At 60.0% G+C, this 19,458-nt stretch carries 17 protein-coding genes; 5 read left to right on the top strand and 12 right to left on the bottom strand.

From position 1 onward, the window contains the following. Positions 1–13: 13 nt before the first annotated feature. From PMI25_RS00825 to PMI25_RS00840, 4 genes are read right to left on the bottom strand one after another with little or no spacing between them, the layout of a single operon-like run. Positions 14–490: a DoxX family protein gene (locus PMI25_RS00825; RefSeq protein WP_007969472.1), complete on the bottom strand. Its 477-nt coding sequence runs from the start codon at positions 488–490 to the stop codon at positions 14–16. Further along, the gene (locus tag PMI25_RS00830) at positions 487–1,245 is read right to left on the bottom strand and encodes an HvfC/BufC N-terminal domain-containing protein (RefSeq protein ID WP_007969473.1); all 759 of its coding nucleotides are present in this window, start codon (positions 1,243–1,245) and stop codon (positions 487–489) included. The genes PMI25_RS00825 and PMI25_RS00830 overlap by 4 nt, the downstream gene beginning before the upstream one ends. Continuing rightward, the gene (bufB, locus tag PMI25_RS00835; protein WP_007969474.1) at positions 1,242–2,129 is read right to left on the bottom strand and encodes an MNIO family bufferin maturase; all 888 of its coding nucleotides are present in this window, start codon (positions 2,127–2,129) and stop codon (positions 1,242–1,244) included. Before bufB ends, PMI25_RS00830 begins: the two co-directional genes overlap by 4 nt. A 25-nt stretch (positions 2,130–2,154) precedes the next feature. Next, entirely contained in the window at positions 2,155–2,463 is a 309-nt protein-coding gene (locus PMI25_RS00840; protein ID WP_007969475.1) for a BufA1 family periplasmic bufferin-type metallophore, read from the bottom strand. A gap of 215 nt (positions 2,464–2,678) precedes the next feature. Between PMI25_RS00840 and PMI25_RS00845 the strand changes: the two genes are divergently transcribed. Next, complete coding sequence (locus PMI25_RS00845; protein WP_007969477.1) at positions 2,679–4,382, top strand: DUF2599 domain-containing protein; 1,704 nt, start codon at positions 2,679–2,681, stop codon at positions 4,380–4,382. Positions 4,383–4,416: 34 nt separating this feature from the next. Next, the gene (locus PMI25_RS00850; protein WP_007969479.1) at positions 4,417–5,655 is read left to right on the top strand and encodes a DUF2599 domain-containing protein; all 1,239 of its coding nucleotides are present in this window, start codon (positions 4,417–4,419) and stop codon (positions 5,653–5,655) included. An 89-nt stretch (positions 5,656–5,744) separates the two neighbouring features. On the opposite strand, the gene PMI25_RS00855 is transcribed toward PMI25_RS00850, so the two are convergent. The 5 genes from PMI25_RS00855 to PMI25_RS00875 all read right to left on the bottom strand — a co-directional run bounded on the left by PMI25_RS00855 (position 5,745) and on the right by PMI25_RS00875 (position 10,745). Then, a complete protein-coding gene (locus PMI25_RS00855; RefSeq protein WP_003222380.1) occupies positions 5,745–6,446 on the bottom strand; it encodes an ABC transporter ATP-binding protein in 702 nt (233 codons plus the stop codon). Next, positions 6,447–7,214: a high-affinity branched-chain amino acid ABC transporter ATP-binding protein LivG gene (gene livG / locus PMI25_RS00860; protein ID WP_007969480.1), complete on the bottom strand. Its 768-nt coding sequence runs from the start codon at positions 7,212–7,214 to the stop codon at positions 6,447–6,449. After that, positions 7,211–8,467 (bottom strand): high-affinity branched-chain amino acid ABC transporter permease LivM, encoded by a 1,257-nt coding sequence (locus PMI25_RS00865; protein ID WP_007969481.1) that lies wholly within the window; start codon positions 8,465–8,467, stop codon positions 7,211–7,213. The genes livG and PMI25_RS00865 overlap by 4 nt, the downstream gene beginning before the upstream one ends. Further along, a complete protein-coding gene (gene livH / locus PMI25_RS00870) occupies positions 8,464–9,387 on the bottom strand; it encodes a high-affinity branched-chain amino acid ABC transporter permease LivH (protein WP_007969482.1) in 924 nt (307 codons plus the stop codon). The genes PMI25_RS00865 and livH overlap by 4 nt, the downstream gene beginning before the upstream one ends. 230 nt (positions 9,388–9,617) lie before the next feature. Then, a complete protein-coding gene (locus PMI25_RS00875; RefSeq protein WP_007969483.1) occupies positions 9,618–10,745 on the bottom strand; it encodes a branched-chain amino acid ABC transporter substrate-binding protein in 1,128 nt (375 codons plus the stop codon). Between the two features lie 351 nt (positions 10,746–11,096). On the opposite strand from PMI25_RS00875, the gene PMI25_RS00880 reads away from it, so the two are divergent. Further along, positions 11,097–11,417: a DUF2288 domain-containing protein gene (locus PMI25_RS00880; protein WP_007969484.1), complete on the top strand. Its 321-nt coding sequence runs from the start codon at positions 11,097–11,099 to the stop codon at positions 11,415–11,417. A gap of 280 nt (positions 11,418–11,697) precedes the next feature. On the opposite strand, the gene PMI25_RS00885 is transcribed toward PMI25_RS00880, so the two are convergent. Then, complete coding sequence (locus tag PMI25_RS00885) at positions 11,698–13,896, bottom strand: hypothetical protein (protein ID WP_007969485.1); 2,199 nt, start codon at positions 13,894–13,896, stop codon at positions 11,698–11,700. A 197-nt stretch (positions 13,897–14,093) separates the two neighbouring features. Between PMI25_RS00885 and PMI25_RS27785 the strand changes: the two genes are divergently transcribed. Next, positions 14,094–14,990: an NAD(P)-dependent oxidoreductase gene (locus PMI25_RS27785; RefSeq protein ID WP_177325683.1), complete on the top strand. Its 897-nt coding sequence runs from the start codon at positions 14,094–14,096 to the stop codon at positions 14,988–14,990. On the opposite strand, the gene PMI25_RS00900 is transcribed toward PMI25_RS27785, so the two are convergent. Next, a complete protein-coding gene (locus PMI25_RS00900; RefSeq protein ID WP_045121932.1) occupies positions 14,881–17,163 on the bottom strand; it encodes a putative bifunctional diguanylate cyclase/phosphodiesterase in 2,283 nt (760 codons plus the stop codon). The two genes, PMI25_RS27785 and PMI25_RS00900, sit on opposite strands and share 110 nt — an antisense overlap. Positions 17,164–17,310: 147 nt before the next feature. After that, positions 17,311–17,679: a YkgJ family cysteine cluster protein gene (locus tag PMI25_RS00905; RefSeq protein WP_007969491.1), complete on the bottom strand. Its 369-nt coding sequence runs from the start codon at positions 17,677–17,679 to the stop codon at positions 17,311–17,313. A 301-nt stretch (positions 17,680–17,980) separates the two neighbouring features. Between PMI25_RS00905 and PMI25_RS00910 the strand changes: the two genes are divergently transcribed. Further along, positions 17,981–19,330 (top strand): spinster family MFS transporter, encoded by a 1,350-nt coding sequence (locus tag PMI25_RS00910; RefSeq protein WP_007969492.1) that lies wholly within the window; start codon positions 17,981–17,983, stop codon positions 19,328–19,330. Positions 19,331–19,458: the final 128 nt, after the last annotated feature.

Here is a 19,458-nt window from a genome sequence, read left to right on the forward strand (position 1 = left end):
CTACAGTTTGTGGTCAGCTGGCAAAACGTCGTGCGATCAGATGATCGATCGACAATCTGCCCGGCCCGGTCGCCATCAGGTACAGCAACACTGCCGCCCAGGTGCCGTGGGTCGGGTAGGCATCGGGGTAGACGAACACCTCGATGACCAGCGTCATGCCCAGTAGCGCCAGCGCCGAAAACCTCGTGGCGAAGCCGATCAATATCAGCACCGGAAAGAAGTGTTCGGCAAACGCCGCCATGTGCGCGGCGATTTCCGGTGACAGCAGCGGTACGTGGTATTCGCTCTGGAACAACGGAATCGTCGAGTCCGCCAAGCGCGGCCAGCCGAGCTGAAAGGTGCCGTCGATCAAGTCGATGGCCAGCCCCTCGACCTTGGTCTGCCCGGACTTCCAGAACACTGCGGCAATCGAGAACCGCGCGATGAAGGCGATCAGGCTGTGGGGGATTTTTTCCATGAGTCCGATGGCGCGAGTGATGAGGTTGTTCATGGCGATACCTTGGTGTTCAGGTCGGTGATGGCGTTGTGGCCGATCAGCAGGGCGAGGGTCTGCGGCAGATCAAAGGGCGGACTGTTTTGCGCCGCTTGCAGCAGCGGTCGGTGATGGAGCAGATGGCGGATGAATACGCTGGCGCCGTGATCGAGGGCAAAGACCTCGACCTCCAGACCGTTGCGCAGCACCAGTGCGTGTTGCCCTTGATGGATGTCGATGCCCGCCAGTGTGGCGTCCTGCTGATGCGCGGCCCAGATCGAAACCACCGCACAGGCCGAATCGAGCAGGTGCAGCGAGGGATGCAGGGTGATGTTCAGTTCGGCGAGTGTTTGTGGATCGGCCAGTGCAGCGCTGATCTGTTGCGCACTCACCGTCGCGGCATCGGCGGCGTGATAAGCGCGGGTGCGCAAGCGTTCGAGCCGTGCGACATCGGCCAGATACGGCACCTCGGCCGCCGGTTCGAATGCGTCAATGAAGTCCGCCAGACCGTCGCCGTAACGGCTCATCAACGGACTGTGCGGTGGCTGTTGCTGGATGAATATGCCGGCCATGGCGCGGAAGAATTCCTCGCCGACCAACTGCTGCACCACCGGATAACTGTCGGCCAGCGCGTTGATCAACGAACCTTGCACGTTATTGCGATACACCGAGAATCGGCTGGCAGGATCGGCACCGTTGGTGCTGCACAGGCCGGCGGGGCAGGGCAGGCGAGTGTCGAGCAGAGCGGCGCTGAAGTCGGCTTGAATGCTCATGGCTGACCCCCTGCACGCAGCAACAACGCTTCGGCCTGCTGCGCCTCGGCCAGCAGCACATTGAACGCCGGGACCAGATTGTCCCGCTCGATCAAGGTTGCCACCGGGCCAACGCGTTCGAGCGCCTGTCGGTATAGCGCCCAGACCGCGTCATCAATCGGCGCGCCGTGATCATCGATCAGCAAGCGATCACCGAGGCTGTCGGCATCTTCGGCGAACCCGGCCAGATGGATCTCACCCACCGCGTGCAAGGGCAGCGCGTCAAGGTAGGCCAGTGGATCGCGTTGATGATTGATGCACGAGACGTAGACGTTGTTGACGTCGAGCAGCAGACCGCAGCCGCTGCGGCGAACCACCTCGGCGATGAACGCCGGTTCATCGAGGGTCGAGCGTTCGAAGCCGAGATAGGTCGCCGGATTTTCCAGCAGCATCGGACGCTTGAGGGTGTTTTGCACCTGGTCGATATGTGCGCAGACGCGGTCAAGCGTCGGCGTGTCATACGCCAGTGGCAACAGGTCATTGAGGAACACCGGGCCGTGGCTCGACCAGGCCAGGTGTTCGGAAAAGGCTTGCGGTTGATAGCGCTCGATCAGCGTTTTCAAACGTTGCAGGTGCTGAACATCCAGTGATCCTTCGGCCCCGATGGACAGCCCGACACCGTGCAGCGACAGCGGATACTGCTCGCGGATCAACCCGAGAAAATGATGAAACGGACCGCCGTCGACCATGTAGTTTTCGGCGTGGACTTCGAAGAAACCGAGGTCCGGTCGGGTGCCGAGCACTTCACGCAAGTGCCCGGTCTTGAGCCCCAGCCCCGCGCGGGGCGGGAGCCCGCAGAGGGCTGCCCGAGTGCGCGGTGGGACAGGTTCGCTGGTGGTGAACATGAGCGTCACTCGGACAGGCAATGGATCAGGACTTGGCTTTGAAGGCTTCCATCTGACCGAACCCGGTCGGCGAGGTCTTGCTCTCGGTGGTGGTGCAGGTGCCTTTTGGCACGAATTTCCACGAATTGGCCTGGTAGTCCATCTTCGCTGTGCCGGCACAGGTGGTGCCTGCGCCCGCGGCGCAATCGTTGTGACCCTTCATGGCCACGCCGAAGCATTTTTCCATGTTGCTGTTATCGGCGGCATTGGCGCTGGAAACGGCGGTCATGCTCAGGGCGGAACCAAGAGCCAGAACCAGGGCAGCGGCGGACAGGGTGCGAGTGGTAGCAGTCATGATGTTTCTCCAGATTTGAGCTTGGGTTTTACAAGCGAAGTGCGCTTGCTTACCCCACTAGAGAACGCTCATGGCGATGCGTTACAGCGCGGCCGAAATTTCTAAGAAAAAAATGCAAAACCCTGTAGGAGCTGCCGCAGGGATTTCTGTGGTTCCGCGTCTATAGTCATTTGCAACGGCCCCTGTCACAGGCCGATTTACCAGGACGGTATCTCATGACGAAGGATCGCTCAGCCCGCGCTGCGCTATTGCGCAGGACTTCCTCTTTTGCGCTCGCCTGCACGCTGCCCTTGCTGTTCGGCACGGTTTGCGCCCAGACGCAGGTTGATCCGCTGGACACGCTCAAGCGCATCAACCACAACTACAACACCCTCAAGGACGCTTGCCAGGAACCCGATACCGGTGCTGCGCGCGGCCTGTATTACTGCAGCGGCGTGACCTTGCGCATGGTCAATGACGGGCCGTTCAATCCGTGGGATTACAGCCCTTACGCGATCAAGATTGGCGCGACGTCCTATTCGTGGATTCGCAAGGACTTGAGTACGCGGATTCTGATTCACCCGGCGGGTTTCATCCTGCGCACGCCTACCGATGCGGCGGCGTTGAAGCTGCCGGTCAAGGAACAGGGCTTCACCTGCATCTACGCCTTCGATGGCGGCACCGGGCCGGAGCGCAAGTGGTACGGCTGCGGGTTCTTCGACAGCCGCGAACCGCCGCGCGCGGCCCAGGGCACGATGAACAATCGCAATGCCGCGCTGGCCTACGGCACTTGTGCCGAGGCGGGTGTCACCACTGCCGAGCAATGGACGCAGAAATACACCGGGCTGATGAAAGGGCCGATCCAGTACGGCCAGTGTTCGTGGAACGCGGAAAAAACCAGCGACTGGCACGCGATGATCCGCGTGCACGAGTCGCGCCCGAACACCACTAATAAAGACCCCTTTGCCTTCAGCGCCCAGGTCAACGAGTTCATGTTGAAGAACGCCACCGCCACCAATGACGGCAGCGAAAACATGAAGTACATCGACGCCTTCATCTACAACGTCAACAGCACGCAGAACTTCGCCACCCGCGGTGATCAGGCGCCGCCGAAGCCGGAGAACGGCCTGAACAGCGCGCGCAATTTCCAGAAGAAACTCCAGGCTCAGGGCTACAGCGTGCCGATCCTGCGGCTGGACTTCACCAAACCTGCCGATCAGCGTTTCAGCTATGTCGCCGCCGATCAGGCGATCGCCGAAATGGTGGTGGGTGGCGCCCCGGCGCCCAGATACATTGCTGATGCCGTGTGGATCGAGCGTTACGACCCGGGCAGCAAGAAAAACGAATGGTCGCTCAAGGTCACACCGACGGCCGAGGGCAAGGCGATACAGGCCAGCAATCAGGACGCCGTTTATCAGGAGTTGTCAGCCCTGCGTGGGGCCGACAGCCAGTGGCGCGATCACGAGAAATCAGCGGGCAGCATGCGTCAGCAATTGAGCTGTCTGGTACAGAACTACCCAGCCAAGACCGAGTGGAATCTGGAACCGTTCCGCCCCGTGGTCAGCCCGCAGGAAGCGGCTAAGGCCGGCTGCAATCCGGTGGCAGCCCCGGCGCCGCAATACATCGCTTCGGCCGACTGGATCAAGCGTTACGACCCCGGTACCCGCAAGGATGAATGGAGCCTGAGCATCGTGCCCACTGCGGCGGGGCGCGCCTTGCCCAACGACCAGCTCGGCGCCTTGTACGAGCAGTTGTTCGCGCTCAAGGGCGCGGACAGCAATTGGCGCGACAACGAAACGGCGGCCGGCAGCATGCGCCAGCAATTGGGCTGCGTGCTGGCCAACTATCGCAACAAGACGCCGTGGAATCTCGAGCCGTTCCGGCCGGCGCTATCGGATGCCGAGACCCGGGCCGCCGGTTGTAACCCGGTTCCGCGTTAAGTGTGTGTGTTGGCTAATCAAGGAGATGCAAGCCATGAACAAACGTCTGAACAGGATCGCTCCGCTGCTCGTATTGCCGCTGTTGGTGCATGCGGCATGGGCCAGTGCCGAGTCATGCGACGAGACGCTGAGGAAGGTTGAAAAGCTCTACAACAACACCGTCGACAGTTGCGGTCAGGACCCCGCGTCTGACTGCTCGGGGCTGCTGGTGCGCGGCACGCATCGGGCCGATCCGGCCAAGGGGCAGAAGTGGGACGTGTGGAATCCCAGCCCGAAAGCCGTGGAGCTGGGCACGTTTGCCGCCTCGTTCATGCGCGCCGACGGCATCAGTTATGAAGACCCGGGCATGAGCACGCAGAACGGCTATCTGATTACGCCACGGGATCTGGTGAAAGACCCCGAGACGCCAGTGCACGTCTATTGCGCGTTTCCCAACGATGCCTGGACCGACTTTCGCAATGATCGCGGCTGTGGCGACAACAAGAACACCGCCCCGACCGAAGCGGTCTGTCAGGCCATGAAACCACCGATCATCACACCGAACGCCTGGGTCGCGCACTTCACCCAGTACAACAACAATCGTCAGCAGGACCAGTTGCAGTGCGGTTTCAACATGCGCAATCCGATGAGCAGCAAGGAGCGGGTCGATGCCTTTCGCAATTTCATGGGGGCGCGCAAAGTCATCAACAGCCGTGAGTTTCAGACCCAGACCGAGCTGCGCCTGGGCAACCCGAAAACCGATGAGCTTCCGATTCTGGCGTTCTTCTACAGCGATCAGCGCGGCTTGAACGACGCGTTGGCCAACCAAAAGGACTACAAGGCCAAGACCGGCAAGGATCGCAACATCATCAAGATCGACTTCCCGAAAACCCCGGTGGCCAAGGCCTCTTTCTCGTGCATCCAGACCTCGACGCCGACAGAACCAAAATTCTGCGACAAGTACATCGAGTCCAGCACCTGGGTACAACGTCCCGATCCGAAACTGGGGCCGAAGACCTGGTCGCTCTCGGTAGTACCGACTGCGTGTGGTCGGGCGATCAAGGACGACCAGACCGACCGCATGTTTGCCGAGCTGTACAACAAGCACAAGGACGATCCGCAATGGCGCGAGTACAGCGTCAATGGCGGTTCGCTGCGGCGGCAGATGGTTTGCCATCTGGCGGCAACCTACGAGGGCAAGCCAGTGCGCAACAAGCCTGAGTGGAACCTTGAACCGGCGCGTCCGTATGTCGATCAGGCCACCGCCGTAGCCCAATACTGCAACCCGTACTGACGGCGCTTCCCTGTAGGAGCTGCCGCAGGGAGACATTCGTGAAGCACAAAAAACGGCCCGAGGGCCGTTTTTTTGTTCAGCGAAAAACCTCAACCGCCGAGGTAAGCCTCGCGCACTTTCGGGTCGGTCAGCAGTGCTTCACCGGTGCCTTGCATGACCACGCGGCCGTTCTCCAGAACGTACGCACGGTCAGCGATTTTCAGCGCCTGGTTGGCGTTCTGCTCGACCAGGAACACCGTCACACCGTCCTTGCGCAGCTGTTCGATGATGTCGAAGATCTGCTGGATGATGATCGGTGCCAGGCCCAGCGACGGCTCGTCGAGCAGCAGCAGTTTCGGCTTGCTCATCAGCGCGCGGCCGATGGCGAGCATCTGCTGTTCGCCGCCGGACATGGTGCCGCCGCGTTGGTTGAAGCGTTCTTTCAGGCGCGGGAACAGGCCGAGGACCTTGTCCATCTGCTCCTGATAGTCGCCCTTGTCGGTGAAGAAACCGCCCATCGACAGGTTCTCTTCAACGGTCAGACGGGCAAATACCCGACGACCTTCCGGCACCACCGCGATGCTCTTGCGCATGATCTGCGACGAGTCCTGGCCGACCAGTTCCTCACCCATGTAGCGGATGCTGCCGCTGTGCGCCTGCGGTGAACCGCAGAGCGTCATCAGCAGCGTGGACTTGCCGGCACCGTTGGCGCCGATCAGGGTCACGATCTCGCCCTGACGGACTTCGACGTTGACGCTGTGCAGGGCCTGGATCTTGCCGTAGAAGGTGGAAACGTTTTCGAACTGCAGCATTTACGCTTCCCCCAGGTAGGCTTTGATCACTTCAGGATTGTCGCGGATCTGTTCCGGCGTGCCATCAGCCAGCGGTGTGCCCTGGTTGATCACGACGATATGGTCGGAAATGCTCATGACCAGTTTCATGTCGTGTTCGATCAGCAGCACGGTGACGTTGTGCTCTTCACGCAGCACGCTGATCAGCGCCTTGAGGTCTTCGGTTTCCTTCGGGTTCAGACCGGCGGCCGGTTCGTCGAGCATGAGGATCCGCGGACGGGTCATCATGCAGCGGGCGATTTCCAGACGGCGTTGCTGACCGTAGGCGAGGGTACCGGCGGTACGGTTGGCGAACTCTTTCAGGTTGACCTTTTCCAGCCAGTACTCGGCATATTCCATGGCCTCGCGCTCGCTCTTGCGGAACGCCGGGGTCTTGAACAGGCCGGACAGGAAGTTGGTGTTCAGGTGACGGTGTTGCGCGATCAACAGGTTCTCGACCGCCGTCATGTCCTTGAACAACCGCACGTTCTGGAAGGTGCGCACCACGCCCTTGAGGGCGATCTTGTGCCCTGGCAGGCCCTGGATCGGCTCGCCGTCCAGCAGGATGCTGCCGCCCGATGGCTGGTAGAAACCGGTCAGGCAGTTGAACACGGTGGTCTTGCCCGCGCCGTTCGGCCCGATCAGCGCCACCACTTGTTTTTCCTTGACGGTCAGGGCCACGCCATTGACCGCCAGCAAGCCGCCAAAGCGCATGCTCAGGTTTTCGACTTTAAGGATCTCGCGGCTCATTTTCGCAACTCCATGTGTGGGCGTTGCATCGGCAGCAGACCTTGTGGACGCCAGATCATCATCAACACCATCAGCGCACCGAACATCAACATCCGGTATTCGCTGAATTCACGCATCATTTCCGGCAACAGGATCATCACCACGGCCGCGAGAATCACGCCCAGCTGCGAGCCCATGCCACCCAGCACGACGATGGCGAGGATGATCGCCGACTCGATGAAGGTGAACGATTCCGGCGTCACCAGCCCCTGACGGGCGGCGAAGAAGCTCCCGGCGAAACCGGCGAAGCTCGCACCCAGGGTGAACGCCGACAGCTTGATGATCGTCGGATTCAGGCCCAGTGCACGACAGGCGATTTCATCTTCACGCAGCGCTTCCCACGCACGGCCGATCGGCATGCGCAGCAGGCGGTTGATGATGAACAGCGCTGCCAGCGCCAGCAACAGGGCAACCAGGTAGAGGAAGATCACCTTGTTGATCGAGTTGTATTCGAGGCCGAAATATTCGTGGAAGGTTTGCATGCCTTCCGCCGCTTTACGTTCGAAGGTCAGGCCGAAGAACGTCGGTTTCTCGATGTTGCTTATGCCGTTCGGGCCACCGGTGATGTCGGTCAGGTTACGCAGGAACAGACGAATGATTTCGCCGAAACCGAGGGTCACGATCGCCAGATAGTCACCGCGCAGACGCAACACCGGGAAGCCCAGCAGGAAGCCGAACGTCGCCGCCATCAGGCCGGCAATCGGCAGGCAGATCCAGAAGCTCAGGCCGTAGTAGTGCGACAGCAGCGCGTAGCTGTAGGCGCCGACGGCGTAGAAACCGACGTAACCCAGGTCAAGCAGACCGGCCAGACCGACGACGATGTTCAGGCCAAGGCCGAGCATCACGTAGATCAGGATCAGCGTGGCAATGTCCACCGCGCCACGGGAGCCGAAGAACGGCCACACCAGTGCACCCAGAATCAACGCGATGATGATGTAGCGTTGGGTGGTCGGCAGGGTCAGGAAGTTGCTGGCCTTGGCCGGGATCAACGGCAGGCCCGGCGAGGATTTCCACGCCTTGCTGATTTGCTGGTTGAACAGCACGCGCAGGAACATCAGCACCGAGCACACGGCGATGGTCGCCAGAATGGCCGGGCTGGTGCCGTGCACTTCGAGGTTGATGCCGACGATGGTCAGTTTCAGACCGAGTACCGGGTAGGCCACGGCCCACACCAGCAAGGCGCTGAACAGCGCCTGTTTAAGATTCCTAGTCATACTTTCTCAACCTCCGGACGGCCCAGAATGCCGGTCGGACGGAACAACAGCACCAGAACCAACAAGCCGAAAGCCACGACGTCCTTGTACTGGTCGCCGAAGATATCGGCGCCAAAGGCTTCCGCCACCCCGAGCACCAGCCCGCCGAGCATGGCGCCGGGGATGCTGCCGATCCCGCCGAGTACCGCAGCGGTGAAGGCCTTGAGGCCGACGAGGAAACCGGCGTTGGGGTTGATCACGCCGTACTGCATGCTCAGCAGCACGGCAGCGACGGCTGCCAGCGCGGCACCAATGACGAAGGTCAGGGCGATGATGTTGTTGGTGTTGATGCCCAGCAGGTTGGCCATCTTGATGTCTTCGGCACAGGCGCGGCAGGCACGACCCAGGCGAGAGCGGGAGATGAACAGCGTGAGGCCGAGCATGGCGACCAGAGTCACCACGAACACCACGATTTGCATGTAGGAAATCAGCACTTCATGTGCGTCACCTGGCCCGATGGAGAAGTTGCCGGGGATCAGGTTGGGGATGGATTTGTCCTTGGAGTCTTGCGCGAGCAGAACCGTGTTCTGCAGGAAGATCGACATACCGATCGCGGAAATCAGCGGGATCAGACGGTTGCTGCCGCGCAGGGGGCGGTAGGCGATCCGTTCGATGCTGTAACCGTAGGAACTGGTGACGACGATGCTCGCGATGAACGCGGCGGTCATCAACAGCGGGACGTTGTCGATTCCCATCATGGCCAGCCCGGCGATAGCGATGAACGCCACGTAGGAACCGATCATGTACACCTCGCCGTGGGCGAAGTTGATCATTCCAATGATGCCGTAAACCATCGTATAGCCGATGGCGATCAGGGCATACGTGCTGCCAATGGTCAGGCCATTAACCAGCTGTTGGAAGAAGTGATAGATGTCAGGCATTACAACGCTCCTAAAAACCTGATACGCATTTCACTGGTGGAGTCATTTTCCCGCCCGGCCCCGTGGATCTTTATCCACTTCGAATCCGGGTTTTGCCAGCGAACCGCTGATGACGGTTTTGAGATTTTCAGGTGGGGAGACTGGCGGATCACGCCAGCGCGCCCCATACATTCGTAAAACAAAGCCCACGGCACGCCGTGGGCTTTATTGGCAGTCAGTCAGGGCGCGCCTTACTGAGGCGAAACTTCAGTTTTCGGTTTGCCGAAGTGCCACTCGTAAACCACAAATTTGAAGTCCTTCAGGTCGCCCTTGGCGTCGAAGCTCAGGTCGCCGGTAGGGGTCTTGAAGGTGCCGGCGTGGATGGCTTCGGCCACTTTGGCAGGGTCTTCGGATTTGGCTGCGGTGATACCGCCGGCAATCACTTCAACCGCCGAGTAGGAAGGGAACACGAACGGGCCGCTCGGGTCTTCTTTCTTCGCCTTGAATGCATCAGCCAGGGCAACGTTGGCCGGATCCTGGTCGAAGGATTTCGGCAGGGTCACCAGCAGGCCTTCGGAGGACTCTTTGGCGATCTGCGAAATGGAGTCGTTACCCACGCCTTCCGGACCCATGAATTTGGCTTTCAGGCCTTTTTCCTGGGATTGACGCAGGATCAGACCCAGCTCCGGGTGGTAGCCGCCGTAGTAGACGAAGTCGACGTTGGCTTGCTTGAGCTTGGCGATCATCGAGGAGAAGTCCTTGTCGCCGGCGTTGACGCCTTCGAACACGGCGACTTTCACGCCTTTCTTCTCCAGGGTCGCTTTGACTGCGGTGGCGATGCCTTCACCGTATTGCTGCTTGTCGTGCAGTACGGCGACGATTTTCGGCTTCACGTGGTCGGCGATGTAGTTACCGGCGGCAGGGCCCTGGGCGCTGTCCAGACCGATGGTGCGGAAGACCATTTTGTAACCACGGGCGGTGATGTCCGGGCTGGTGGCAGCCGGGGTGATCATCACGACGCCTTCGTCTTCGTAGATGTCCGAAGCAGGCTGAGTGGAGCTGGAGCACAGGTGACCGACCACGAACTTGACGCCGTCGTTGACGACCTTGTTCGCGACCGCTACCGCTTGTTTCGGATCGCACGCGTCATCGTATTCAACGGCTTCAAGTTTCTTGCCGTCGACGCCGCCCTTGGCGTTGATCTGTTCGATGGCCATTTTCGCGCCACTGAACTGCATGTCGCCGTATTGGGCTACAGGACCGGTTTTAGGGCCGGCGATACCGATCTTGATGGTGTCAGCGGCGAACGAATGGCTGGCAACCCCGGCCAGAACCATAGCGGCAAACAGTTTGGAAATCTGCTTAGTAGCCTTAGTCATAGTGCTCCACTCTTACTGTTGTAATTTTTTTGAGTTCTGGCGCCGTAGCAGCAGAACCGGGTCAGATATCTTTGCGATACCCTCCGGAAATGCCCCCGGCAACTGTACCGGTACAGTGTAGAGCGCCGGTTGTTGGCCTGGGAAGCAGGCGCCGAGGGGCAAAACTTGGGGGTGTCGCATTTTTGAATGAAAAAGACAGAATTGCGGCGGGGCTTTCGTGGGCATATATCCCAAACACCAGCATTCCTTGGCGTTCCTGCTCTTTTCGTTCGGTGAAGCCATTTGCAACCGGGTTTTTCTGCCGGACCACCGACGTTATCATTCGCGTCGATTTCTTTTCCGGACAGTCCCATGAATCAAGAACCTAGCACCCTCTATGCCAAGCTGCTTGGTGAAACCGCATCTATTACCTGGAAAGAGCTGGAGCCGTTCTTCGCCAAGGGTGCCCTATTGTGGGTCGACCCGGCCCTGGATTTGATCGCCGCCGCCGAGGCCGTGGCCGCGGATGACGGTGCGAAAGTCGCCGCCTGGCTGGCCGAAGATAGGGTCGCCAAGCTGTCTGAAACGCGGGCGCTGGATATTTTCGAACGTAATCCACAGCTGTGGGCGGTGGTGGTGAGTCCGTGGATTCTGATCCAGGAAAGGGCGGGCGATTCCAACGTTGCACCTTGATGGTGCGAATGATTGTCCGCAAAAAGTGTGTAGCCGAGTAGCGTGATGGCACGTTGCCGTAGAGAAAGGCCACAAGCGTGGGTGGCCTCACGGTGACGTAAACGTAACGGGAACAGTTTATTGAGCAGCCTGAGGGCTGCTTAATTGTTTCTGGATATTGGAATGACTGAAGGTTTTCAGTGAGTTTGAAGGCCTCTTCGCGAGCAAGCTCGCTCCCACAGGGGAATGCATTCCAATGTAGGAGCGAGCTTGCTCGCGAATGGGGCGGCTCGGTCTCCGATCAGACCGAGTAAGTCTTCCCGGTATGGTTATTCAGGGAAATAACCTTGGTCTTGCCGATGCGGTGACGGTAGATCTCGCGCAGGTACTTGATCGACTTCTTCACGCAATCGCGCGACAGGCGAATGTCGTTGATCGAGACAAACTTGTCCTTGTCGTTGATCAGCTCGCGGTACTTCTTCTCGTACATCGGCTTGATCGCGTACCAGTTGGTGTCGAGGATCTTCGCCGGGTTTTCGAACTCGTTGAGCAGATCGTCGATACGGTCTTCGTCGAACTCTTCATTAATGATGAAGTCGAGGATCGAGTTGTCCAGGGTCTCGTCGAAACGGTACGGGGTCTTGGCGAAGCAGCGCTTGATGAAGGCCACGATCAACGTCAGGAAATCGTCCGACAGGCACGGGCTCTTGGCGATCAGGGTGGTCAGCGACAGGTTGGCCGAGGCGCCGATCACCAGCGCATAGCGCTTGAGCGTGGTGTTGGGGAACAGGCTGTTGAGGTGGGTCTTCAACCGGTTCAGATCCATGTACGACAGCTTGTAGTCCTTCGGCAGGGAGACGATCGAGACCACCGACGAGCAGTTCTTGAAGAAGTGCAGGTCGTGCAGCGCCGCGGCGTCGTAGCCGGAATTCTTGTACTGCTCGAGCGAGGCGCGATAACGCTTGGACTCGATCGGCAGCAGGCTGATGCCTTCGATGGCCTGGGTGACCTTGTTGAAGTGCGGCAGGTCGATCGAGCGGAAGAACAGGTCGTCGATGTTCAGACGCTGCGGCTCTTTGTCGAACACCTTGAACTTGTCGCTGCTCGGCGGCGGGGTTTCCGGCACCACCGATTCGGCGTAGGCAATCGCCACCGGGCCGGCCAGGCTCATGAACAAGTCGTTGGCATCGAGGCGAATGGTTTCGCCGATGTCGATGCCGGCGCGACGGAAGTAGTTCTGGTCGTAGTCGGTGGTCACCGCCTGCGCCGTCAGAATGTTGAAGATCTGCTGCGAGATGTACTGGTTGGCGTGCTTCTCCATCGCATTGACATCAATGTTCTGGATGTTGCCGTCATCGCTCTCTTCGGCGTAACGCATGATGTCGTTGGAGATCAGCATCATCGCGTTCCATGGACGGATACGGCCCATGACGCTGGCTTCGCTGCTGTCTTCGTTGGCGAAGTTGTAGGAGAAATCCCATTCTTCCGAAAGGTATTTGCACAGCAGGCGTCCGGCGTTGATGTGCAGCGCCTCGGACATTTCACTGCGGTGATCGGAAATGTTCGGCAGCACGCAGATGCCGCTGGTGAAGATCGGCTCGAACACGAACGAATGCCCGCTCTTGCCGTCATGCTCGTCCATCGGCTTGGTGTCGAACGTCTTGTTCATGTACGAGTGCTGCTGGGCCAGGCCGAACTCCGAGGCCATGCCCGAGCCGGTACCGCCGCCGGCACTGAAGATCGAGAAGTACAGGCGCGACTGGTTGGCCTTGATGCCGCAGCTGTCGATCAGGTACGAGTGGATCATTTTCCAGTCGGGGCTGGAGAAGCGCTGGGTGTCTTTGTTGAGGATGATCTTCGCCAGATACTGGCCGAGGATCGGCGCGTTACCGGCGCCACCGGCGTGGACTTCGGACAAGTCCATGATCTTCATTTTGCTGTAGTCGCGCAGAAAGCCGCTTTTCTCGCCCTTGCGCGAGAAACGGATGCGCCCGGCGATGTCCTTGTCGAGGTCGCCGAGCATCACCAGCGGTTCGACGAGGAACACCGGTTTGCTCGACTTGTTCGGGCCGATCCGCAGATTCTGCTTGATCCACTGCGCCGGGCTGTAGCCCTTGTCGGCCAGACGCCGATCCGCCGCACGGTCTTCGTTGTTGAATTCGTTGAGGTAGAACTTGCGCGCGTTGTAGACCAGCTCCGCGACGTCGAGGGCGATGTTCGAGCCGCAGCGACCGAGGCCGATCAGGCACACCGAGGGAAATTCCTGGTCGTTGTGCTGTTCGTTGTCGCCTTCCAGGTGCGGTGGACGCGGGAATACCAGATCACGCAGCCCGTCGAGATTGTCGAGGATGCGGTCGGTGTTGGTTTCGGTGTAGTACAGATATTGCTGAGTGCCCAGCGGGCGCGAAGGAGGCAATGGCTTCATCGGAGCCGGGCTGTTCGCCGCAGGGCTCAGGGTCAGATCGGATACCGCAGTGGCCGGATTGTTTTTAGAAGTCATTGTGCGCCATATACCTGGACAGGGTTGGCTCGGCGACCGTTGTCATCGAGCCTCACGGAAAGAGGATCTCGCGTCTTTGACTGCGCGTATTTGGCCCGGGCGTCAGGGGCTTGGCCTGATCGTCGCGCGGGGGAATCCTTTCCTGATCGTTCATGAATCGGCCATTATTCAGTGATCTTTAATCGAAAAGAGGCAAAATGATGTCAACGCTACCTTCGTTGGGCTTTGCCGGAATCGGCCTGATGGGCCTGCCGATGTGCCGTCGTCTGCTGGCGGCGGGTTACCCGCTGACCGTGTGGAACCGCAATCCGGCCAAGTGCGCGCCGCTGGTCGAAGCCGGCGCCCGGCAGGTGGCGAGTCCCGCTGAATTGTGTGACCACGCGGACATGGTGATGCTCTGTCTGGCCGACACGGCAGTGGTGCGCGAGGTGGTGTTTGGCGCCGGGGGTGTCGCTGAAGCCGCGAAAAAAGGCCAGTTGCTGGTAGATTTTTCCAGCCTCGAACCGACGGCAACTCGCGAGATGGCGGCCGAGTTGGCAGGCAAGACCGGGATGAGCTGGCTCGATTCACCGGTGTCCGGCGGTGTGGTCGGTGCCGAGGCTGGCAGTCTGGCGATCATGGTCGGCGGCGAGGCGGGGGATCTGGATCGGGTGCGCCCGGTGCTGCTCAACCTCGGTCAACGGGTCACGCACATGGGCGGCATTGGCGCCGGGCAAGTGACCAAGGCCTGCAACCAGATGATCGTCGCCTGCAATGCGCTGGTGATCGCCGAAGTGGTGGCGCTGGCCGAGCAGTCCGGCGTCGATGCGCGCCTGATCGCCGAGGCGCTGGCCGGTGGGTTTGCCGATTCGAAACCGTTGCAGATCCTCGCGCCGCAAATGGCCGAGAGCCGTTTTCAACCGGTGAAATGGCACGTGCGCACGCTGCTCAAAGACCTCGATACCGCAGTGAAATTCTCCCGCGAACAAGGCTCGGCCACGCCGATCAGCGGATTGGCCGCACAATTGATGCGCCTGCATGGGGCGCAGGGCTTTTTGCAGAAGGATCCAGCGACACTGGTACAAATGTACCGCGCGCCAGACTCAACGGATTGACCGCATGCGAGTGTTTACGCTGATTGATTTCTTCCAGCACCGGGCGTAACTCGTCCAGCGGCACCGGACGGCTGAGCAGGTAGCCCTGAATGAAATCGCAGCCCGAGCGCTCAAGGAATTCGTACTGCTCCAGGCTTTCCACGCCTTCGGTCACCACCTGCAGATGCAGGGTGTGGGCCATGACGATGATCGCCTGGACGATCTCCATGTCGGCGGTTGCCTTGGGGATGTCGAGGATGAACGAACGGTCGATCTTCAGTGTGTTGAGCGGCAGGCGCTTGAGGTAGGCCAGCGATGAATAACCGGTGCCGAAGTCGTCGATTGACAGCGACACCCCGAGGGCGCGGATCTGCCGCAGCAGCACCAGGGTGTTGGCGATGTTGCCCATCAGCGCATTTTCGGTGACTTCCAGTTCCAGGCGTTCCGGCGCGACGCCAGCGGTGCGCAGCGCATTTTCGATTTCATCGGCGAGTTCTTCCCGGGCAAGGTTGAGCGGCGAGCAGTTCCAGGCGATTTTCAGTTCGTCGCAGCCGTGGCGCGTCAGTTCGCCAAGGTCGGTGCAGGCCCGGCGCAGCACCCAGTTATCCAGTTCGGCAATCAGGCCGTTGGTTTCGGCAATCGCGATGAAACGATCCGGGGCCAGCAAGCCATGCACCGGGTGCTGCCAGCGAATCAGCGCTTCGAGTTTGGTCACTCGACCGGTTTTCAGTTCGAAAATCGGCTGGTAGTAGAGCATCAGCCCGTTTTCTTCGCGCAGGGCGTGGCGCAGTTCTTCTTCCAGTTGCAGTTCGAGGCTGGCGCGGGTCTTCATGTTGGAGCTGAAAAAATGCAGGCCGTTACGCCCGGCGCCTTTGGATTGATACAGCGCCAGATCCGCGTGCTTGAGCAGTTCTTCGCAGGTGGTGCCGTCGTCGGGAAACAGGCTGATGCCGATGCTGGTGGTCATCACCATACGCCGTCCGGCCAGTTCGATCGGCTCCTTCATTTTCAGCATGATCCGTTGCGCCATGTTGCGCGCTTCTTCGCGGTCATGCAGGCCGATCAGGATGCAGAACTCGTCGCCGCCGAAGCGCGCAACCACGTCTTCATGGCTGCGCACCGAGCCTTTGATGTGATTGGCGATGACTTTGAGCAGGGCGTCACCGGCGTCATGGCCGAGGCTGTCGTTGATCCTTTTGAAGTGGTCGATGTCGAGAAACATCACCGCGAGCATGCCGCCTTCGCTGGTTTTCTGGTTGAGTTTTTCGGCGAAGATCTGGTTGAAACCGCGGCGGTTGATCAGGTTGGTCAGCGCGTCGTAATTGGCCACTTGCTGCAGTGACATGCGCGCCTGATCGAGCTGGCCGAGCAGGGCGTTGACCCGGCGCAGGTCGTGCTCCTTGTTCTGCAGTTTCTTGTCGGCGAGTGCCGCACTGATCGCGCTGCCGAGAATCAGCAGGATGATCAGCGCGACCGTCAGACCCAGTTGCAGATGGCTGGTTTCGCTCGCCATGGTCGGCGCGGTGCCTTCGGGCAAGACCAGATGCAACGCGGCCATGCCGGTGAAGTGCATGCTGATGATGCCGGCGCCGAGGATCACTGCGGCGGTGTATTTGAGCAATTGATGAAAACGCCCGCTGCCTTCACGCAGATAACCGGCGACCCACAGTGCGGCGAAGCTGGCGCCGATGGCAATCACGATCGACAGGCAGAACAACAGCGGCTGGTAGTAGGCGGTGGCCGCCGAGTGCATCGCCGCCATGCCGACGTAATGCATGCCGGCGATGCCCAGGCCAATGACGATCGCGGTTTTCAGGTAGTGCACCAGGCTGGGTTGCGGCTCACTCAAGGTGTGCATCGCCAGCCACGAGGCGAGCAGGGCGATCAGCAGGGAGAACAGGGTAATCGCCAGATCGTAGTGGACTTCGATCGGCGCCTGGAATGCGAGCATGGCGATGAAATGCATGGCCCAGATGCCGCCGGCCAGGCACGAGGCGCCGATCCAGCGCCACACCCGTTGCGAGCCCGGGTCTTCGGCATGCCCGACCCGCTCGGCCATGTCGAGGGTGGCAAAACTCGCGGCGCAGGCGACCAGATAGGCCACCAGCACCAGCAAGGGATTATGGGTGCAATCGAGAATGACCTGCCCGCTCTCCGGCAGCTCGGTAACAAACTGCAAACCAAGCCACTCCATAGCATCCCCGTCTGTGAAGTCGTCCCTGCTGCGTCAGCAACGCAGGCGAATGAGAGGAGTATAGAGGCGGTTTTTGCCATGCAAGCGGTAGTGGCACATTGGCGCCAACGATTTCGGCATGAGCTTTATAGCGATTGGCGCTAAATCTCAGGCGCTTTGCTCGTAAGGGATCTGATTCCAGTCAGGCTCAAGCGGCGGCAAGCCGAAGCGGGCGCGCGCCTTGTCGCAATCGACATTCTGTTCGCCGTTTTCCCAGGACGACTCGAATTCGCGGCAGGGGCTGGAACGCTGTTCGTAAATCGAGCACTGCACCTGGCTGCCCACCTCGCCGACCAACGCCGTACACCGCGGCGATTTGCAGTCGGTGCCGTTCATTGCCACCCGACTGGGGCTGATCTGGGTGACCAGTTCATCGGGCACCGTTCCGCCGGAGGAGGCGCATTCACCCCAGAAAAAAGACACGCGAAAATGGGAACAGCAGGCACCGCAATTCAGACACGGACTGACTTCGGACATTGGGAGGGCATCAAAGGGGTTGATCGGCGAATCCGGACGGATCCGGCGGCTATTCTAGGCTTCGCCAAGAACTTGGGAAGGGGGGCGCGAAAGTATTTTTTTGTGGCAGGATTTTGCTGCAAAACCCCCGGTTTACGGGGGATTGCTGCGTTATCAAGGGCTTACGTTTCTTTACAGTGCCATGGCTCATTATCAGGCTGACGAATGATCACAGACAGCCCCGGTCCGCCTGTCTAGATTGCAGGTTCCGGGCTCGGATGCGTCGGCAGTGAAGCCCTCATAACAATAAAGAGACGGACCCATGCAGAACTCGACCCAAGCGGCGAATGCCTGGCGCATTCTGTTCCTGTTGTTCCTTGCCAACCTGTTCAATTTCTTCGACCGCACCATTCCGGCGATCATCATCGAGCCGATCCGCATGGAATGGCACCTCAGCGATTTTCAACTGGGGATCGTCGGCACCGCTTTCACCCTGGTTTATGCGATCGCCGGCCTGCCGTTGGGGCGCATGGCCGATACCGGTTCGCGCAGCAAACTGATGGGCTGGGGCCTGGCGACCTGGAGCGCGCTGACGGCGGTCAACGGGCTGGTCGGCAGTTTCTGGAGTTTTCTGCTGGTGCGCATGGGCATCGGTATTGGCGAGGCCAGTTATGCACCGGCGGCCAACTCGCTGATCGGTGACCTGTTCCCGGCGCACCGTCGGGCGCGGGCCATGGGTATTTTCATGCTCGGCTTGCCGTTGGGTCTGCTGCTGGCGTTCTTCACCATCGGCGCGATGGTCAAGGCCTTTGACAGCTGGCGCGCGCCGTTCTTTATTGCGGCGGTGCCGGGGCTGATCCTCGCGGTGTTCATGTTTTTCATCAAGGAACCCAAGCGCGGCGCGGCAGAAACCGTGCAGGTCTCACAGGACAGAGTCGACAAGCCGATCCGCCGGGTGCTCGCGGTGCCGACGTTCCTCTGGCTGGTGCTGGCCGGGCTGTGTTTCAACTTTGCCACTTATGCCTGCAACTCGTTTCTGGTGCCGATGCTGCAGCGCTACTTCCTGATGCCGTTGCAGGATGCGGCGGTGGCGACCGGGGTGATTGTCGGTATCACCGGGCTGATCGGCCTGACCCTCGGCGGCTGGATCGCCGACAAGATTCATCAGCGGGTCGCCAACGGGCGGCTGCTGTTTGCCGGCTTCAGTCTGATCATCTCGACCCTGTGCACGGCGTGGGCGCTGCATGCCGGACGGGTCGAGATCGGCGTGTTCGTTGCGGTGTTCAGCGTCGGCTGGCTGTTTGCCTATAACTTCTATACCTGCGTGTACACGGCGATTCAGGACGTGGTCGAACCGCGCCTGCGGGCGACGGCGATGGCGCTGTTCTTTGCCGGGTTGTACCTGCTCGGCGGCGGCTTGGGTCCGGTGGTGGTGGGAGCCTTGTCCGATCACTTTGCCAAATCGGCGATGATTTCGGCAGGCGCCGAACAGATGACCGAGGCGTTCAAGGCTGTGGGGCTGCATGATGCGATGTACCTGATTCCGGTGGCGCTGTTCTTCACCATGGTGTTTCTGTTTCTGGCGGCGCGGTGTTTTGTGCGCGATGCGCAGCGGATGAGGGAGGGGTTGGTGGCTGTGGTTGAGCCTGATGTTTCTGTGGCGACTGCATAACCGCCTTCGCGAGCAAGCTCGCTCCCACATGGGAACGCATTCCAAACTGTGGGAGCGGGCTTGCTCGCGAAAGGGCTATCAGCATCAGTCGATAAATACCAGATAAACAAAAAGGCCCGCATCACTGC

Origin of the sequence: Pseudomonas sp. GM30 (assembly GCF_000282275.2) — a bacterium.
Classification (GTDB): domain Bacteria; phylum Pseudomonadota; class Gammaproteobacteria; order Pseudomonadales; family Pseudomonadaceae; genus Aquipseudomonas.

Bases quoted from the DNA above. Each gene is read 5' to 3' on its own strand.
- livH (WP_007969482.1), bottom strand. From the start codon at position 9,387: ATGCCTGACATCTATCACTTCTTCCAACAGCTGGTTAATGGCCTGACC.
- PMI25_RS00900 (WP_045121932.1), bottom strand. From the start codon at position 17,163: ATGGAGTGGCTTGGTTTGCAGTTTGTTACCGAGCTGCCGGAGAGCGGG.
- PMI25_RS00855 (WP_003222380.1), bottom strand. From the start codon at position 6,446: ATGCTGCAGTTCGAAAACGTTTCCACCTTCTACGGCAAGATCCAGGCC.
- PMI25_RS00830 (WP_007969473.1), bottom strand. From the start codon at position 1,245: ATGAGCATTCAAGCCGACTTCAGCGCCGCTCTGCTCGACACTCGCCTG.
- PMI25_RS00885 (WP_007969485.1), bottom strand. From the start codon at position 13,896: ATGACTTCTAAAAACAATCCGGCCACTGCGGTATCCGATCTGACCCTG.
- PMI25_RS00910 (WP_007969492.1), top strand. From the start codon at position 17,981: ATGCAGAACTCGACCCAAGCGGCGAATGCCTGGCGCATTCTGTTCCTG.
- PMI25_RS00850 (WP_007969479.1), top strand. From the start codon at position 4,417: ATGAACAAACGTCTGAACAGGATCGCTCCGCTGCTCGTATTGCCGCTG.
- PMI25_RS00865 (WP_007969481.1), bottom strand. From the start codon at position 8,467: ATGACTAGGAATCTTAAACAGGCGCTGTTCAGCGCCTTGCTGGTGTGG.
- livG (WP_007969480.1), bottom strand. From the start codon at position 7,214: ATGAGCCGCGAGATCCTTAAAGTCGAAAACCTGAGCATGCGCTTTGGC.
- bufB (WP_007969474.1), bottom strand. From the start codon at position 2,129: ATGTTCACCACCAGCGAACCTGTCCCACCGCGCACTCGGGCAGCCCTC.
- PMI25_RS00880 (WP_007969484.1), top strand. From the start codon at position 11,097: ATGAATCAAGAACCTAGCACCCTCTATGCCAAGCTGCTTGGTGAAACC.
- PMI25_RS00845 (WP_007969477.1), top strand. From the start codon at position 2,679: ATGACGAAGGATCGCTCAGCCCGCGCTGCGCTATTGCGCAGGACTTCC.
- PMI25_RS00905 (WP_007969491.1), bottom strand. From the start codon at position 17,679: ATGTCCGAAGTCAGTCCGTGTCTGAATTGCGGTGCCTGCTGTTCCCAT.
- PMI25_RS27785 (WP_177325683.1), top strand. From the start codon at position 14,094: ATGATGTCAACGCTACCTTCGTTGGGCTTTGCCGGAATCGGCCTGATG.
- PMI25_RS00840 (WP_007969475.1), bottom strand. From the start codon at position 2,463: ATGACTGCTACCACTCGCACCCTGTCCGCCGCTGCCCTGGTTCTGGCT.
- PMI25_RS00875 (WP_007969483.1), bottom strand. From the start codon at position 10,745: ATGACTAAGGCTACTAAGCAGATTTCCAAACTGTTTGCCGCTATGGTT.
- PMI25_RS00825 (WP_007969472.1), bottom strand. From the start codon at position 490: ATGAACAACCTCATCACTCGCGCCATCGGACTCATGGAAAAAATCCCC.